Here is a 15328-nt window from a genome sequence, read left to right as displayed (position 1 = left end):
ACAGAGTATTGAGTGGTAAGGTTGGTCTTGGAAGATTCGTCTGACTAACGGCTTGCTACTCACTACTTTTTAACGCAGTTAAAGACCATGTCCATTCCAGCGCTTGAGACACACGATCTCACTGTTACTTACCATAAACGCCCGGTGCTTTATGGGGTGGACTTGGCTGTGCCTGAGGGAAATCTCGTAGGTATAATCGGTCCTAATGGAGCAGGGAAGTCGACATTTATTAAATCGATTATGGGCGTGGTTCCTAGTTCTGGTGGATGGGTGAAAGTATTTGGAAAGCCATTGAAAGAGATGCTGCATCGAGTCGGTTATGTGCCACAGCGTGAGAGTGTGGACTGGGATTTTCCGGTGACGGTCATGGATGTTGCATTAATGGGGACTTATGGGAAGTTAGGTCTCTTCAAGCGTGTGGGCAAGAAGGAGAGGATGATTGCCAGTGAGGCGCTGGATAAGGTGGGTATGCTGCCGTATGCGAATCGCCAGATTGGCAACCTCAGTGGGGGGCAACAGCAACGGGTCTTTTTAGCGCGAGCTCTCGCTCAAGATAGTGACCTTTACTTCATGGATGAGCCCTTTGCTGGTGTGGATGCAGCGACAGAGCGAGCGATCATTTCGCTGCTGCAGGAAATGCGCGAGAAGGGGAAGACGGTATTGGTAGTTCACCACGATTTGCAGTCGGCCCAGCAGTATTTTGATATGCTTATGCTGTTGAATATGCGGCTTGTTGCGTTTGGTAAGACTGAGGAAATTTTCACACCGGAGTTATTGCACAAGACATATGGTGGTAAGTTGACGGTGCTTTCTGAAATGGCTGAGCGCGCCGCGCAAGTTCCTGCTGCGAAACATACGAAATAGAGGATGCTCACGATCTTGCCAGATATGTTAGCGAGTCTCAGTGTTGTTCAGTCGGCACTGTTGGCTGCGTTGTTGGTCGGGATATCGTGTGGCTTGTTAGGCAGCTATGTGGTGGTACGCAGGGTAGCTCTCGTTGGTGACGCGCTGTCACATGCGGTGTTTCCTGGTGTGGTCGCGGGGTTTATGTGGAGTGAGGATAGAAATATCTTTGTGATTTTCGGGTGTGCACTGCTGGCTGGTTTACTGGGTGTGATGATGGTGCGGGCGATCGAAAAGTCTACACGACTGAAAGCTGATGCGGCTTTGGGTATTGTATTAGCCTCCTTTTTTGCAATTGGTATTTTATGGAATTCAACGGACCAGCAGAGTGGGGTGAAGGATTTCTTGTTTGGCGATTTGGCGGTGATCTCTGCGTTAGATCTTTCTCTAATGGGAGGAGTGACTTTTGTGGTTGTGCTGTCGGTTTTTGCTTTGGTTCGTCCGTTTCAAGTGTTGAGTTTTGATGAGGGCTTTGCCGTTGGTTTGGGGTACCCTGTGAAGGTGTTGAATTTTATCTTTTTTGGATTGCTAACATTTACAGTGGTGGTGGCCTTGCAGGCCGTGGGGGTGGTGTTGGTGTCTGCGATGTTAATCACGCCGGCAGCTACTGCGTATTTGTTAAGTGATAGAATGCATCGGATGATGCTTTATGCTGTCGGGTTTGGCTGCTTTGCATGCGTTTCTGGTGGGTTAATTTCGAGTAAACTGAGTGGGATGCCTCCTGGGCCAGTGATTTCACTGATGGGAGCGTTCACTTTTGGGGTGGTGTATTTTGTGGCGCCACAGCACGGGGTGCTGGCGAAGTTGATGCGACATATACAGCAGCGTAAGCGGGTGGAGAGAGAGAATATTCTCAAAGCAATCTATAAGATGTTAGAGGATGATGACTTTACTCATGCAGGAGTAAGTCTAAAAGAACTGGCTGTCATTCGGCGGGTGACGATGGAGGAGGCCATGAAGCAAGCAGAGATGCTCGTCGAATCTAATGAGGCTACTTATGAAGAGGGGAAATCTGCAATTTATCTGACCCCAGCAGGCTGGCGCAGAGCGGCTGAGATTGTGAGGAATCACCGACTGTGGGAGCTATATTTGACGGATTTGGCGAACTATGAGGCTGATCACGTTCACGATGATGCTGAAAAGATCGAGCACATCTTAGGAGCTGATGCTGTACGGCGACTGGAGCGCGATTTGGATTTTCCAGAATTCGATCCACACGGTAAGCCGATACCATCTGTGACACGTTCGATGGAATCGAGCATTGGAAAAATGGAAGAAACAGGCTATAGAGCTAGTAAATAATTACTATGGACGAAAAACCCCAGATAAAAACAGTTCGTGTGCGTATTAGTGTGGACGAGAAAGCTAGCTCACAAAAGAAGGCGGGATTGATGCAGAACGTTCTCTCGAAGTTTGCTAAGAAGATGGGGCCACCCACTGCTAAAAATAAGAAACAGGAATAAGCGTGAGTATCTGGGAAATGCCATGGGCGTATTTTGGGATGGGAGCAGTGTGGCTGACTCTCATGTGCTTTTTTGTGGCATTGCCATGTTCTCAGCTGGGTACTTTTTTAGTGCTGAGACGAATGTCCTTAGTAGGTGACGCGATTAGTCACAGCGTGTTGCCTGGAATTGTCATCGCGTTTTTGTTTGTTGGGGATCTAGCCTCGCCGTGGTTACTGATAGGGGCTGCACTGGCTGGATTGTTAGTGACTGTGTTGATTGAGCAAATTCACCAACGTACTCGGATTAAGCAAGATTCCGCAATTGGTATAGCTTTCACTTCCTTGTTCGCTCTTGGTGTAGTCTTGATGGCGCTATTTCTTGATAAAGTCCACTTGGATCAACAATGTGTGCTAGAAGGCGCCTTGGGAGATATTTTGCATTATGACACGGTGGGGGTGTTAGGTTTGGAGGTTCCTAGTCCAGTTGTGACGATGTTTGTGGTGGCGATTGCGACTTTGTGCGTGGTTGTGCTGTTCTACAGGGTACTAATGTTGAGCTCATTTGATGCGGGGCTTGCTGCGTCATTTGGTTACAAGCCGGGTGTGGTGCACTACGCGTTGATGGCGTTTTTGTCTGTTGTTGTGGTGGCGGCTTTTCAAGCGGTGGGGGCAATTTTAGTGATTGCTTTATTAATTCTGCCGGCAGCGACTGCTTATTTATGTACGCATAGCTTGAAGAAAATGCTTTTGATTGCTGGGCTGCATGCCTTGATTTCATCAGTGGCGGGAATTTACATCCACGTCTGGACCGATGGAAGCCAAGCTGCAGCTGTGGTGGTTGCTGGTCTCGGCTTGTTCATTTTAGCTTGGTTGTTTGGGCCGGCAGATGGCGTGGTGTTAAAGGCTCTACAGCGGAGATCAGCCAAGCCTATGGAGCTGCAGAATGAAGCGAGTTAGATTGCTGCTTTAATAAAGGTCTCGGTTTTGTAGGTAGTCCTTTTCTGCGGCTGAGCGTTGTGCGTCTCTATGTTTTTCGAGTTGTTGGATTGTCTCTAATAAGATTGGTTTGTCTGCGGCTTTGATTTGAGATTTTGTGGGGTTAGTCCACGGGAATTCTTCTAGCAGCTTAATTGGGAGTTCTTGGTTGTGCCAAAGGTCGTGGTGGAGTTTAGTCACATGGAGAGCTTCGCTAGCATGCTTCGACTCAATGGTGGTGGGCGTTTCGATGCTCTGGGCGTGAGGGTTGAGCATGAATGCGGCAAAGAAAGGATTGGCGTGATTGATCTGGCGGTAGAGGCGTTTGAGACTATTGCATTGTTCATGCATCCATTGCCAAGTCGTGCGGCCAAGTAGTTCATCGTCGAGCTGATCCATTTGGTCAGGAGTCCACCATGGGATTTCTGTGCGGAAGGCGATGTAGGCTTGCGCGACTCTGCTAGAGAGTGAGTCGTCATAGCTCGAATGTGTGGCGCAGGCGTGAGCTTTGATAAAATCTTCTTGTTGGAGGTAGCTGAGAGTGAGGATTTCCCTGGCGTTACAAGGGTCAGATTCATCGAGCGGCAAGAGTTCAAGGATAGTTTCTATGGCGCTCTCGGGGTGGCCGTGGCGGTAGTAAAGTTCGCCGAGCCCGTAGAGCAGCTGGAGAAGGGTAGACGTGGTGTCTTGTTCTCGAGCGACTTCAATTCCTTTCAGATAGGTAGTTCTGGCTTGCGGGAACTTCTGGTAGGATTGTGCTAAGAGAAGCCAAGCCTCTAGGCATTTGTTACTAATTTCTAATGCTTTTTTGGCAATTTGGCGCGTGTCAGCGTGTGGGTATTTCAGGCTGTCAGTGATGAAACTATAGGCATGTTGAACTGGGTCTGTGGTGTAGAAATCGAATGTATTTGGGTCGCTCTCCATCGCTATGATTAGAGTGGGCAAAGTGAGCCCCGTGGCAAGCAGGAAGCGCGATGAAAATACTATTGAGAATTATTCTCAATAACTCTTGCTTTCGTAGGGATCAGCTTGTACCAGCGGGGGAGCAATTGAGCCAATGATTTCAAGTTTAGACATCGCAAGAACGCAACGAGGAAAGTATCGTAGCTTTCTTATAGCAACGGGGCTTAGCATTGGGCTAAGTCAAGCCGCCGAGCCAGAGAAAGTGCTGAGTCCAGCAGACGCGAGAGCGATGGTGGGCGAGTGGGTACAGGTCGAAAAGCTGATAACTGAGGAGCAAAATAATTGGGAGCGTCAGCAGGCAGCAATGTTAGATTTACTCGAGCTGTATCAGACTGAGGTTGAGTTAATCAACGAAGAGCTCGAAGCTGCGGGTGACTCGACGAGTGAGCTTGATGATAAGTCGGAGCAACTGAAGCAGCAAACTGCAGCTTATCAGAAGCAACGCGAGGTCTTGGAGTTGCAGTGTTTGAAGCACGCGAAGCGTTTCGTGGAGCTATCTCAGCGTTTTCCGCAACCTCTGCAGGATCAGATTAAGCGTGAGGTTTCTATCGTGGAGGATACTGAGAGTACCTTGCGCGAGCGTTCTATTGCTTTGTTAGATGCTCTGAAATCTGCGGGGCAGTTTAATAGAACGATTACCTATACTGACCTTGAAGAAGAAGTTGAGGGGACTACCCGCCAGTTGCGTGTTCTCTACTTGGGGCTGGGGCAAGCATTTTACGTCAGTGGAGAGAAAGCTGGTATTGGCAGGCCAGAGAAGGGCTCATGGAAATGGCAGGAAGTGCCTAATTCGAAAGCGAGTATCTCTAAGGCAATTGCTGTGTATCAAAAGACCGCACGTCCTGAACTAATTACTTTACCAGTGGAATCAAAATGAAACTAAGTGTTCTACTATTACTATTTGGGCTCGCTGTTAGTTTACAGGCTGAGGAGAAGAATGAGCATGTCATCCAACTTTCTGCGGAAGATCTGCAGGAGGACATAGATAGAGCTCTTGAGCGTCTTGCACAACAACGTGAAGAGCGTACTGAAGAGCGTGTAGCTCTCGGTGAAAAGGTGGCTAAGCTTGAGAAGCAATTGCTTGAGTTGCGTCGCAAGCGAGACATTGCGCGCTTGAGTTCAGAAGGACGCAAAGAATTGCTCTATGATCTCGAGGTGAAGAAAGCCAAGTTTGAAAAAGACTTTCACTACATGCGTGGCTTGTATCGTGACTTTGCGGTTCAGTTAGAAAACCAGCTGCAGCTAGGACAAGAAGAGGCATATCAAGAATCTATTGATCTGGCGATTGAGACTGAGTCTTCATTGATTGATCAAGCTGGAGTCGTCGATAGTGCATTGGATCGCTTAGAGTCGGTGTTAGGCGGTGAACGTCGAAGTGCTAAAGTGGTCTCGAGCGATCAGGTGATTTTAACAGGGGAGGTTCTCAATGTTGGGCCGGCTTCCTGGTTCCAACAAGAAGGTGGCTCTACAGCCGGCGTGGTCTATACTGAGAATGGTGCGTCTCGAGCTCGCTTGATTGAAAAAGAGGCTGGCAAGGTTCAGAAATTATTCAAGGGAGAGCTCGTAGAGCTCAATGTTGATGTTACGGGAGGGAAAGCGCGGGCGATTGATCAGATCCAAGGGGATTCTGGCCGGATTTTTGAGAAAGGTGGAACTTGGCTCTGGGTGATCCTTTCGATTGCGTTTGTTTCTGCCCTCTGTGGGGTGATGAAGTTGATTCAGCTGAGTAAGATTAAAGATCCGAAAAATGGTTGGGTTGCTGAGATTTTGACAGCAGTACGTGCTGGAAAGACTGAAGAAGCTGAGCAATTGGCTAAACAGGCTAAGCATCCTGTTGGTGAAGTGTTGTCAAACGCCCTAGCCTATACCTCGGCTGGAGCTGATGTGGTGGAAGAAGTCATTTATGAGCAATTGATCGGCGTGCAGTCACGCTTGCAGAAATGGTTGCCATTTATTGCCGTGACAGCTGCTACCGCGCCGCTTCTTGGTCTGCTGGGCACTGTGTCTGGAATGATTCGGATGTTTAACGTGATTACAGTGACTGGTACTGGAGACGTCAAGCCGATGGCAGGAGGTATTTCAGAAGCGCTGATCACCACGCTCTTTGGTTTGATTGTCGCGATTCCTGCGCTTATTTTACACACGATGCTTTCTCGTAAAAGTAACGGTGTGGTGCAGAATACTGAGAAGCTCGGACTGACATTCGTGAACGGACTTAGAAAACTGAACTAATGCAGTTAATGCACTCCATATTGCAAGAATGCCAAACTTTGTTAGATCAAGGCGGGGTCGTTCTATGGATCATACTCGCAGTGGGTGTGTGGCTGTACACGATGCTGTTGGCAACGTGGAGAGCGGCGGCTCCGTTATGTGATCTCATTCGCGAGGGTGTCAGTGGAGAAGATGATTCGAAGCGATTTTTGATGAATGAATATACAATTTTCCAGCTGGATAAGTTAGCTTGGGTTGATCGTCGCATTCCTGTGATTGGAGTGATGATCGGTGTTTGCACGCTTGGTGGTTTGTTAGGAACGGTGTCAGGGATGCTGGCGACGTTTGAGAATATGGCTTCAGCGAGTCAAGCGGACCCAATGCAGAAAATTGCTTCTGGAATTTCGGAAGCACTGGTCACAACGCAAGCGGGTTTGCTGGTAGCTCTGCCGGCGGCCTTCATGTTTGCTTTACTGAAGAGCAGAGTCAGTGCTGTACATGCATTGTTAGAAGAAAATTTACATGCGGATCTCGCGGTTGCGCATAGAAAGGAGACTGTATGAGACGTTTTCGTGGATTTACTCAGACTGATGAACAATCGAGTGAGATCAATATGTCTCCGTTGATCGATATTGTCTTTATCCTGTTGATTTTCTTTGTGGTGACGACGGTGTTTATTGATGATCCAGGAGTCGAAATTAACAAACCGCAGGCGAGCTCAGCTGAGCAGTTAGAGAAAGAGTCGATCTTTTTGGCAGTTACCCGTGATGGTGAAGTCTACTATGGTGGGCGCAATATCGGGGTGGAAGGTGTGACTGGGATTGTGACATCGATGCTTGGAGATGATCCAGAAATGCCAGTGATTATTCAAGGTGACGTAGAGGCGACGCATGGTCTTATCATGAAAGTAACAGATGCTGCTCAGCTCGGCGGAGCAACATCGATTTATAGCGCGACTGCAAAGTAATGAATTTGAAGAACATCCTATTCGGTACTGCGTTCACGGCTCTGTTAGTCGTTGGACTAGGAGCAACGCGCCTTATGAAAGTTGAAGAGCCGGTAGATGAGTTAGAGTTGATGGAGATTCAGCCAATAAGTTTAACTCCACCGCCAGAGCCGCCAGAGGTGGAACCCAATCAGGAGTTGACTGAAACAGCTCCTCCGCCGCCATCGTTTGCAGATTTAAGACCTAATTTGTCTATCGAGACCTTGGCTCTACCGAGTGCGGATCAGCCGGTATCTCCGGATGTGGAAGTGGATTTGTTTGCAGAAGATTTAACACCAGCCGAGTTGCCGTCGCCAGTGAAGGCGAAGCCAAAACCTAAAGTGACTAGGGCGAAGTCTACACCCAAAGCAAAGCCTCAAAAAACAAAGACTTCTATTGGAGTGGACGACTTAGATTCGACACCGCGAGTGGTACGCCTTGGACGCTTCCGTTGGCCGAGTTCAGTGAGAGACAATCAAGTGCGCGCGAAAGTGATTGTTGAGATCGGAACTGACGGTTCGGTGAAGTTACTCAGAGTGCAATCAGTTTCTCATCCAGCGTTTAAATCGATGCTCTCGAATCTTGTGCATGGCTGCCGGTTCTCGATCCCTAAATATAAAGGGAAAAGCGTGAAGGTTGCGTATGCTTGGAACTTAATTTTACAGAAACCATGATCCCTACTTTTAAAGAAAGTATTTGTTATTTGACTGCCATCGCAGGCATCGCTCCAGCTGCATTTGCTGGCGAACCATTACCCGTGTCTAAGGAATACTGGAATGATCCGAGCTTCGTTTCTTCATTTAATGGAAGTTATAAAATCAATGCACGGATCGAGCCAACAGTGAGCTCGGAACAGCGCGCTATGCTTGTACAGGTGCAAGAGCGGATGAAGAAAGGGTTGCGTGAATCAGCCTTATCGCTGTTAGTAAATAGCTCGCTCACTAAAAGTTCTGCGGCTTTGCTCTATAACCGAGGTAATATCGAGCTAGAGCTTGGTAAGTCAGAAGAGGCGATTAAAAGCTATAAGTTGGCACTCGAGAGATTCCCTTCATTTCGTCGTGCTTTTAAAAACCTTGGCACCGCGTATATCCAGTTAAGCGAGTACGATGAAGCGGAAAAGGCACTGCGTGAAGCGGTGAAGTTGGGTGAGCTCGATGGTTCGACCTTGGGCTTGTTAGGGTATTGTTATTTGCAGAATGAACAATACGCCTCCGCACTACAGGCTTATAAGATGGCTCAGCTGACTGAGCCTGATGTGATCGATTGGAAAGCGGGGCTGGCTCAATGTCTTGGAGAAGTGGGAGATGATGAAGAGGCTTTAGCGCTTTTGAAAGAAGTGGTTGAAGCTAGACCGACTGAAACAAGTTATCAGTTATTGCTGGTGAATATTCAGCTTAAATTAGAGCTTGAAGAAGACGCGATTGCTGGACTCGAGCTTTTGAGGAAACAGGGTTTGTTAGAAGGGCGCAATCTTTCCTTGCTGGCGAGTCTGTATCTTCGCGATGAAGATTTGCGCATGGCGAAGCCCGTGATTGCAGAGCTTCAGAAGTCTCTCAGTGCTGAATCTGTCGCTAGTTTTTTGAGAACTATTAATGAGGTGGTCACGATTGCCGAGTGGGAATACGCTGGGGAGTTGTTAGAGGTCGTTTCTGCTGTGGACAAGAATTCCAAAGATCAGAATACGGAGAATCGTATCAAGGCATTTGTGTTGATTCAAAAAGGTGAAGAGGGTGCTGTTGAACTTCTAGAAAAAGTGTTAGAAAGCGATCCTTTAGATGGCGAAGCTTTGCTGATGCTCGCTGGAGTCAAAGCTGGTGAGAAAGATTATGAACACGCTGCGCTTCTTTATGAGCGAGCTGAGAAAATTCCCGCAGTTCAGTATCGCGCATTAGTGGAGTCAGCTAAAGTGCTCGTCACACAGAAGCGCTATAAGTCAGCGCTCCAGCAATTGATCGCGGCACAGGAGTTACAACCTTCTGATTCTCTAGAGAAATATCTCAACGCAGTAGAGTCTCTGGCTAAGTCTTGGTGATTCGCTTGTTGCCTTCAGCGCTTTTCTGATGTGTTTGATAAGGGGAGCTGCTCTGTAGAATTGGATGCATGAGTTTGCGGCTATTGTTTGGTGGTTGTGGTTCTTCATAGCTCCTTTTGATGTATTGTGCATTACACCCTTGTTTTTCAGGCGATGTTTAACCGCCATAACCTTGCGATTGGTTTCCTTATCAAGCGCTGGATTTTTGTAGTTGTGGTGTGAAAAGTAATCGATGATTTGTGACGATTCTCCTCTTTCACATCCTGTTCATTTAGTGTAAATGACTAGATGAAATGGTTTCATTCGTTTTGTGCACTTTTGTAACATAGTAAAAAAATGTATAAAATTAAGTTGTTGTCAATTAGTTGCTATGTTACAAAAAGTCCAAGAAAGAGAAAAATGGCTCTACGAAGCTTAAAAAATTTTAATTATGAATAAAATGACAATCAAGCTGCAGGAAGCACTGCAGCAAGCACAACAAACGGCGACTCGCTCGGGGAATCCTGAGTTAAAGGACACGCATGTTTTGTTGGAGCTACTCCAGCAAGAAGGAGGTATCGTTGTCCCGATTTTAGAGAGTGCGGGCATCGACCTCGTTAAGTTAAAGGCAAGCGTGGTGAGCGCCTTGGCCTCTGAGACAAGTGTGAAGGGAAGTTCTGGTCAACCACAGCCAAGTTATGGTTTGAGAGAGACTTTGGATGAAGCGGAGCAAGCTCGCGAAAAAATGGGAGATGACTACTTGAGTGTGGAGCATTTCTTAATCGGAGCTTTAAAATCAAAAAGCCCAGCTGGGAAAATTCTTGAGGGCGCTGGGCTCACCTTAGAAGCGTTAGAGAAAGCCCTCAAAGCGGTTCGTGGTAACCAGAAAGTGACGGATGAAGACCCCGAGGGGAAATATCAGTCACTTGAGAAATATGGTACTGACTTAACAGCACGTGCGCGTGCAGGAAAGATTGATCCTGTGATTGGGCGTGACGATGAGATTCGTCGGGTTATGCAGGTACTAAGCCGCAGGACTAAAAACAACCCTGTGTTGATCGGTGATCCTGGTGTTGGTAAGACTGCGATCGTAGAAGGGCTCGCACGACGCATTGTAAGTGGGGACGTTCCTACTTCGATGCAAGGGAAGCGCCTCATTTCAATGGATATTGGGGCAATGGTTGCTGGCGCGAAGTACCGTGGAGAATTCGAAGATCGCTTAAAAGCATTTTTGAAAGAAGTGAGCGAATCAGAAGGGGAAATCATTCTCTTTATTGATGAGCTACATACAATTGTTGGAGCTGGTGGAAGTGAAGGTGCGGTAGATGCGTCAAATCTGCTCAAGCCTCAACTCGCGCGTGGTGAGTTAAGAACGATTGGTGCGACGACTCTCGACGAATACAAAAAATACATCGAAAAGGATGCTGCTCTTGAGCGTCGTTTCCAGCCTGTGAAAGTGGGTGAGCCTAGCGTCGAAGACACTATTGCGATTCTGCGTGGTTTGAAGGAACGCTATGAAGTTCACCACGGGGTGAGGATCAAGGATAGCGCGATCGTTGCAGCGGCGTCCTTGAGTGATCGGTACATTTCCGACCGTTTCTTGCCGGATAAAGCAGTCGACTTAGTCGATGAGGCTGCCTCTCGTTTGAAGATAGAGCTCGATTCTGTGCCTACAGAAATTGACCAAATCGAACGTCAAGTCATGCAGTTAGAGATGGAGCGTCAGGCACTTGAGAAAGAGTCGGACGCAGCGAGTGCAAAGCGCCTCGACAAGGTGAAGGAAGAAATGGCGAACCTAAAAGAGAAGTCTGATGGACTCATGGCTCAATGGCGTAATGAAAAGGAGGTCATTGATATTGTGAACAATGCGCAAGAGCGTATCGAGGCTCTCAAGACAGAGGCCGAACAAGCAAAACGTGACGGAGATCTCAGTAAAGCTTCTGAAATCACTTACGGTCAGATCCCAGATGCTGAAAAAGAAGCTGAAGAGGCGAAGCTTAAGCTCGATGACATTCAGAAGACTGGTCGCATACTCAATGAGGAAGTGAGCGAGGAAGACATTTCACGTGTGGTGGCAAGCTGGACAGGTATTCCGGTGAGTCGACTACAGGAAGGTGAGCGTTCTAAATTAGTCAAAATGGAATCTCGTCTAGGAAAGCGCGTGATCGGACAAAGGCAAGCAATCGATGCGGTTTCGAACGCTGTTCGTCGAGCGCGTGCTGGTTTGCAAGATGAAGATCGCCCGATCGGTTCCTTCTTATTCCTCGGGCCAACAGGTGTAGGTAAGACAGAGTTGTCTAAGGCTCTAGCGGAGTTTCTGTTTGATGACGAACAGGCGATGGTACGTATCGATATGTCTGAGTACATGGAGAAACATGCCGTATCTCGCTTGATTGGAGCGCCTCCAGGATATGTGGGTTATGATGAAGGTGGACAGCTTTCTGAACACGTGCGTCGTAAACCATACAGTGTGGTGCTGTTCGACGAGGTTGAGAAAGCTCATCCAGATGTCTTCAATGTTCTGCTTCAGGTCTTAGATGATGGTCGGATTACAGATGGCCAAGGTCGTACCGTTGATTTTCGCAATACGGTGTTAATTATGACATCGAATATCGGAAGTCAGTATATCATGGATGAAAGCAATGCTGAGCAGCGTGAGGCAAAAGTGAACGAAGCTCTTCGTGCGCATTTTAGGCCTGAATTTCTCAACCGGATCGATGAGACGATCATCTTTGATCGACTTGATAAAGAGGAACTCGGCAGCATCATTGGTCTTCAGTTAGATCGGGTTTGTGAACGTCTAGGTAAACAAGGGCTCAAGCTGGAGTTAAGCAATGCCGTGAGGGATTACATAGCTGAGCAGGGCTACGATCCGACTTATGGGGCTCGACCACTCAAGCGTGCAATTCAGAAGTATTTGTTAGATCCTCTGAGTTTGGACGTGCTCGATGGAAAATTCGCTGAAGGTGATACGATCACTGCAGAGTTAGATAGTTCTAACAAGGTGGTATTCAGTAAAGCGTAATACCTTTGAAAGCAAAAGGCCGCATCGGACTTCCGGTGCGGCCTTTTTTTTGAGTGATGAAAAATTTTATTCGCTGAGCTCGTCTTCTTTATGGGCCTTGTCGTTACCGTAGTAACTTTTAATGTAGCCGTATTCGGTCATGGTGTCTTCCCAAGAGGCAAGCTGCTGAGCGTTTGCGGAGTAGACGCGGCGTCCTTTATTAAGCCAGTTTAGGCCTTCAGTGTCGTTGTCTTCAGCATAGTTAATCGCAGCATTAGCATAGTAGTAATACGGGGAATCGTCCGTATAGTCGTAGCGCTGAGACATTTCCTTGGCCGTAGCGGTGTGTTGCTTGCGCTCTTCTTCAGAAAGTGAGGAGTCTTTGCCGAGAGCAATCTCACAGAGCATAATTTTAAATTCTACGAGGCGTCGCATTTGCGTGGCGTTTTCCGGAGCAAGCTCGAGAGTGTCTTTAAATCCTTGGAGGGACTCTTTCCATTTCTCGGCAACAAACGCAACTTCGGCGATGTTGAACATGACGTTGAATGATGGGCCGGTGATAGCTTTCGAGAGTTCGAATTGTTCAGTAGCTTTACCAAAATCGCGAAGTTCTACGTAACACGCTCCACGGAGGTTTATGGTTTGAGGGTCGTCAGGGAAGATTTCGATAAGCTCGCGTGAAGCTTCAAGGGCTTCAAAAATACGTTTATTTTGGAAAAGTACGCTTGCTTCGTTACGCTTTTTAAGGAATTCGACACGTGTCTCTTCTGGCAAGTTACTGAAGGCGTCAATGACTTCTTGGTAGCGTGAGTCGACTTGTGCTTTATCACTCGGTGCGTCAGCAGCTTTTCCGAGTTCTGGAGAGGAACCAATTCCTTCAACTGAAGTGGTGTCTTGTGCGAAAAGTAGTGGGTAGCTCAGGAGTAATGCTGTTGTGATAGCAATTTTTTTCATTCTTTAGGAATTTAGTTTCGTTTATTAGAGGCTGAATTTGTGTGAAATCAAGAAGCTACTTTGTATAGAGCTTATTTTCTTTGATATAGTTGGCGACTTTAGGGTGAAGCCAGCGCATGGGGCGATTTTTCTGAGCATCGTTTCTAACAGCAGTGGCTGAGGCTGGGTGTTGGCCGGAGAGGGGCAGAGATTGGAAGCCGTCGAGTGATAGTAGAGGCTCGGTGCGATGGAAGACGATGATCTGAAGTAGTTGTGCAAAATGTTCAGCACGGTTCCAGCGCGGTAGGGCATTCCATTGATCGGTTCCCATGAGCCAGAATAGTTCTGCATCTGGATAGAGTGCTTTAAAATGCTCAGCCGTGCGCCACGAGTAGGATAGAGTCGGAGCGGTGAGATCGTAGTCGCTTACTTCTGCCCATGGAAGTTCGGCAGTGGCTAGTTTACACATTTTAAGACGGTGAGCATCAGAAGCGGTTTCGATGTCTAACTTATGAGGCGATTGTCTGCAGGGTAGAAAAATGACTTTGTCGAGGGAAAGTGAGAGCTTAGCCTGAAGTGCGATGTAGGTGTGGCCAAGATGGATGGGGTCGAATGTGCCGCCAATGAGACAGATTTTTGTTTGCGGAGTTTCCATCGTACTTCTATGGGAAGGCATGCAATTTTTTACCTGCTTCTGGACTGCACTCAAGCTTGGACTGACTTCATTTGGCGGTCCCGTGGCACATTTGGGGTATTTTAGAGAGACCTATGTTGTAAAAAAGGGCTGGATCAGTGAAGAGCGATTTGCTGAGCTGTTAGCATTATGCCAATTCTTGCCAGGGCCTGCGAGCAGTCAATTTGGCGCGGCGATTGGTTACGAAAAAGGTGGCTGGTCTGGGGCTTTAGCTGCGTGGATTGGGTTTACCTTACCCTCAGCGGTATTGATGATTTTGTTAGCGATTGGGCTGCAACCGATTTCAGATGTGTTAGGTGTGGGGTGGATTCACGGACTGAAGCTGGCAGCTGTGGCGATTGTGGCCATCGCCGTGATGGGCATGAAAAAGAAACTCTGCACGATGCCAACGCATCATGTGATCGCTTTGTTGTCTCTATTGCTTCTAGTGATTTTTCATCAAGCATGGTTGCAGCCATTGGTGATCCTCATTGGCGGTGTGGTGGGAGCGTGGTGTTTTGCGGATTATCGGGATTATCAAGAGCATTTAGCTGAGAAAAGGGGACGTTTACCGATCCTAAGTGTGGTTGCACTTGGGCTCTTCATTGCTAGTTTAGCAGTTCTTCCTGTGATGCAAAAAATGGGGGGAGGTGCTGAAGCTACTGCTGGTTTATTACGTGCTGGATCGTTGGTGTTTGGTGGGGGGCACGTTGTTTTGCCATTGCTGGAATCGAGTTATGTGGCTGAGGGCTTGGTGACACAGGATGAATTTCTTGCTGGATATGGAGCCGCCCAGGCGGTACCCGGGCCGATGTTTACTCTGGGTTCTTATTTGGGAGCGGCCACTGGAATTGGAGGAAATGTTTGGTTGGGTGGACTGATAGGAACGGTGGCGATATTTGCTCCCGGCATGTTTTTATTAGCTTGTGGAGTGCCTCTGTGGAATTGGTTGAAGGGAATGCCAAGGGCTCGCGGGGCGGTGAGTGGGGCGAATGCTGCGGTAGTGGGATTACTTGGCGCTGCTCTGCTACAGATGTTTACTTATGTCTTAGGCTCCGATACGAAGATGACCGCGATCAACGTATTGGTCGTTGTGGTGCTTTTCTATTTTCATGGGTTTAGGAAAACGCCTGCTTGGTTGATTGTGTTATCGGCCGGTGTGGTGGGGGCGGCACTGTTGCATTAGATGTCTAGAAATGGGTGAATGGATTTAGTATCATTTAGTT

15 protein-coding genes are annotated in these 15328 nt (G+C 47.8%); 12 read left to right on the top strand and 3 right to left on the bottom strand.

Annotated elements, in window-relative coordinates; all coding sequences use genetic code 11:
• Positions 1-87 precede the first annotated feature (87 nt).
• From ACFPK9_RS02330 to ACFPK9_RS02315, 4 genes are read left to right on the top strand one after another with little or no spacing between them, the layout of a single operon-like run.
• Positions 88-864 carry a metal ABC transporter ATP-binding protein gene (locus ACFPK9_RS02330; RefSeq protein ID WP_377092970.1) on the top strand — a complete coding sequence of 259 codons (777 nt, stop codon included), beginning with the start codon at positions 88-90 and terminating at the stop codon, positions 862-864.
• A 3-nt stretch (positions 865-867) separates the two neighbouring features.
• Positions 868-2205, top strand: coding sequence for a metal ABC transporter permease (locus tag ACFPK9_RS02325; RefSeq protein ID WP_377092969.1), 1338 nt, complete (start codon positions 868-870; stop codon positions 2203-2205).
• 5 nt (positions 2206-2210) lie between these two features.
• Positions 2211-2366, top strand: coding sequence for a hypothetical protein (locus tag ACFPK9_RS02320; RefSeq protein WP_377092968.1), 156 nt, complete (start codon positions 2211-2213; stop codon positions 2364-2366).
• A 17-nt stretch (positions 2367-2383) separates the two neighbouring features.
• Complete coding sequence (locus tag ACFPK9_RS02315; protein ID WP_377096531.1) at positions 2384-3304, top strand: metal ABC transporter permease; 921 nt, start codon at positions 2384-2386, stop codon at positions 3302-3304.
• Between the two features lie 9 nt (positions 3305-3313).
• Here the strand turns inward: ACFPK9_RS02315 and ACFPK9_RS02310 are convergent, their stop codons facing one another.
• Complete coding sequence (locus ACFPK9_RS02310) at positions 3314-4246, bottom strand: tetratricopeptide repeat protein (RefSeq protein ID WP_377092967.1); 933 nt, start codon at positions 4244-4246, stop codon at positions 3314-3316.
• Positions 4247-4379: 133 nt separating this feature from the next.
• Here ACFPK9_RS02310 and ACFPK9_RS02305 point away from each other — a divergent pair, with 133 nt between their 5' ends.
• The 7 genes from ACFPK9_RS02305 (at position 4380) to clpB (ending at position 12517) form a co-directional block, all read left to right on the top strand.
• Complete coding sequence (locus ACFPK9_RS02305) at positions 4380-5162, top strand: DUF3450 family protein (RefSeq protein ID WP_377092966.1); 783 nt, start codon at positions 4380-4382, stop codon at positions 5160-5162.
• Positions 5159-6517, top strand: a complete 1359-nt coding sequence (locus tag ACFPK9_RS02300; RefSeq protein ID WP_377092965.1) for a MotA/TolQ/ExbB proton channel family protein — start codon at positions 5159-5161, stop codon at positions 6515-6517. Before ACFPK9_RS02305 ends, ACFPK9_RS02300 begins: the two co-directional genes overlap by 4 nt.
• A gap of 8 nt (positions 6518-6525) precedes the next feature.
• A complete protein-coding gene (locus ACFPK9_RS02295; RefSeq protein ID WP_377092963.1) occupies positions 6526-7059 on the top strand; it encodes a MotA/TolQ/ExbB proton channel family protein in 534 nt (177 codons plus the stop codon).
• Entirely contained in the window at positions 7056-7463 is a 408-nt protein-coding gene (locus ACFPK9_RS02290) for an ExbD/TolR family protein (protein WP_377092961.1), read from the top strand. Before ACFPK9_RS02295 ends, ACFPK9_RS02290 begins: the two co-directional genes overlap by 4 nt.
• Positions 7463-8155, top strand: coding sequence for a hypothetical protein (locus ACFPK9_RS02285; RefSeq protein ID WP_377092960.1), 693 nt, complete (start codon positions 7463-7465; stop codon positions 8153-8155). The genes ACFPK9_RS02290 and ACFPK9_RS02285 overlap by 1 nt, the downstream gene beginning before the upstream one ends.
• Positions 8152-9513, top strand: coding sequence for a tetratricopeptide repeat protein (locus tag ACFPK9_RS02280; RefSeq protein WP_377092959.1), 1362 nt, complete (start codon positions 8152-8154; stop codon positions 9511-9513). The genes ACFPK9_RS02285 and ACFPK9_RS02280 overlap by 4 nt, the downstream gene beginning before the upstream one ends.
• A gap of 430 nt (positions 9514-9943) precedes the next feature.
• Positions 9944-12517: an ATP-dependent chaperone ClpB gene (gene clpB / locus ACFPK9_RS02275; protein ID WP_377092957.1), complete on the top strand. Its 2574-nt coding sequence runs from the start codon at positions 9944-9946 to the stop codon at positions 12515-12517.
• A gap of 66 nt (positions 12518-12583) precedes the next feature.
• Here clpB and ACFPK9_RS02270 read toward each other — a convergent pair whose 3' ends face one another.
• The gene (locus ACFPK9_RS02270) at positions 12584-13450 is read right to left on the bottom strand and encodes a tetratricopeptide repeat protein (RefSeq protein WP_377092955.1); all 867 of its coding nucleotides are present in this window, start codon (positions 13448-13450) and stop codon (positions 12584-12586) included.
• A gap of 55 nt (positions 13451-13505) precedes the next feature.
• Positions 13506-14105 carry a nicotinate (nicotinamide) nucleotide adenylyltransferase gene (gene nadD / locus ACFPK9_RS02265; protein WP_377092954.1) on the bottom strand — a complete coding sequence of 200 codons (600 nt, stop codon included), beginning with the start codon at positions 14103-14105 and terminating at the stop codon, positions 13506-13508.
• Between nadD and chrA the strand changes: the two genes are divergently transcribed.
• Complete coding sequence (chrA, locus tag ACFPK9_RS02260) at positions 14104-15288, top strand: chromate efflux transporter (protein WP_377092953.1); 1185 nt, start codon at positions 14104-14106, stop codon at positions 15286-15288. The genes nadD and chrA overlap by 2 nt on opposite strands.
• The last annotated feature ends 40 nt before the right edge of the window (positions 15289-15328 follow it).

The sequence above is a fragment of the Rubritalea spongiae genome (assembly GCF_042652385.1).
Taxonomy (GTDB): Bacteria; Verrucomicrobiota; Verrucomicrobiia; order Verrucomicrobiales; family Akkermansiaceae; genus Rubritalea; species Rubritalea spongiae.
This window is presented reverse-complemented; position numbering and strand designations above follow the sequence as displayed.

Bases quoted from the DNA above. Each gene is read 5' to 3' on its own strand.
- ACFPK9_RS02330 (WP_377092970.1), top strand. From the start codon at position 88: ATGTCCATTCCAGCGCTTGAGACACACGATCTCACTGTTACTTACCAT.
- ACFPK9_RS02290 (WP_377092961.1), top strand. From the start codon at position 7,056: ATGAGACGTTTTCGTGGATTTACTCAGACTGATGAACAATCGAGTGAG.
- ACFPK9_RS02295 (WP_377092963.1), top strand. From the start codon at position 6,526: ATGCACTCCATATTGCAAGAATGCCAAACTTTGTTAGATCAAGGCGGG.
- ACFPK9_RS02320 (WP_377092968.1), top strand. From the start codon at position 2,211: ATGGACGAAAAACCCCAGATAAAAACAGTTCGTGTGCGTATTAGTGTG.
- ACFPK9_RS02300 (WP_377092965.1), top strand. From the start codon at position 5,159: ATGAAACTAAGTGTTCTACTATTACTATTTGGGCTCGCTGTTAGTTTA.
- ACFPK9_RS02305 (WP_377092966.1), top strand. From the start codon at position 4,380: ATGATTTCAAGTTTAGACATCGCAAGAACGCAACGAGGAAAGTATCGT.
- ACFPK9_RS02325 (WP_377092969.1), top strand. From the start codon at position 868: ATGCTCACGATCTTGCCAGATATGTTAGCGAGTCTCAGTGTTGTTCAG.
- clpB (WP_377092957.1), top strand. From the start codon at position 9,944: ATGAATAAAATGACAATCAAGCTGCAGGAAGCACTGCAGCAAGCACAA.
- ACFPK9_RS02315 (WP_377096531.1), top strand. From the start codon at position 2,384: ATGCCATGGGCGTATTTTGGGATGGGAGCAGTGTGGCTGACTCTCATG.
- nadD (WP_377092954.1), bottom strand. From the start codon at position 14,105: ATGCCTTCCCATAGAAGTACGATGGAAACTCCGCAAACAAAAATCTGT.
- ACFPK9_RS02280 (WP_377092959.1), top strand. From the start codon at position 8,152: ATGATCCCTACTTTTAAAGAAAGTATTTGTTATTTGACTGCCATCGCA.
- chrA (WP_377092953.1), top strand. From the start codon at position 14,104: ATGCAATTTTTTACCTGCTTCTGGACTGCACTCAAGCTTGGACTGACT.
- ACFPK9_RS02270 (WP_377092955.1), bottom strand. From the start codon at position 13,450: ATGAAAAAAATTGCTATCACAACAGCATTACTCCTGAGCTACCCACTA.
- ACFPK9_RS02285 (WP_377092960.1), top strand. From the start codon at position 7,463: ATGAATTTGAAGAACATCCTATTCGGTACTGCGTTCACGGCTCTGTTA.
- ACFPK9_RS02310 (WP_377092967.1), bottom strand. From the start codon at position 4,246: ATGGAGAGCGACCCAAATACATTCGATTTCTACACCACAGACCCAGTT.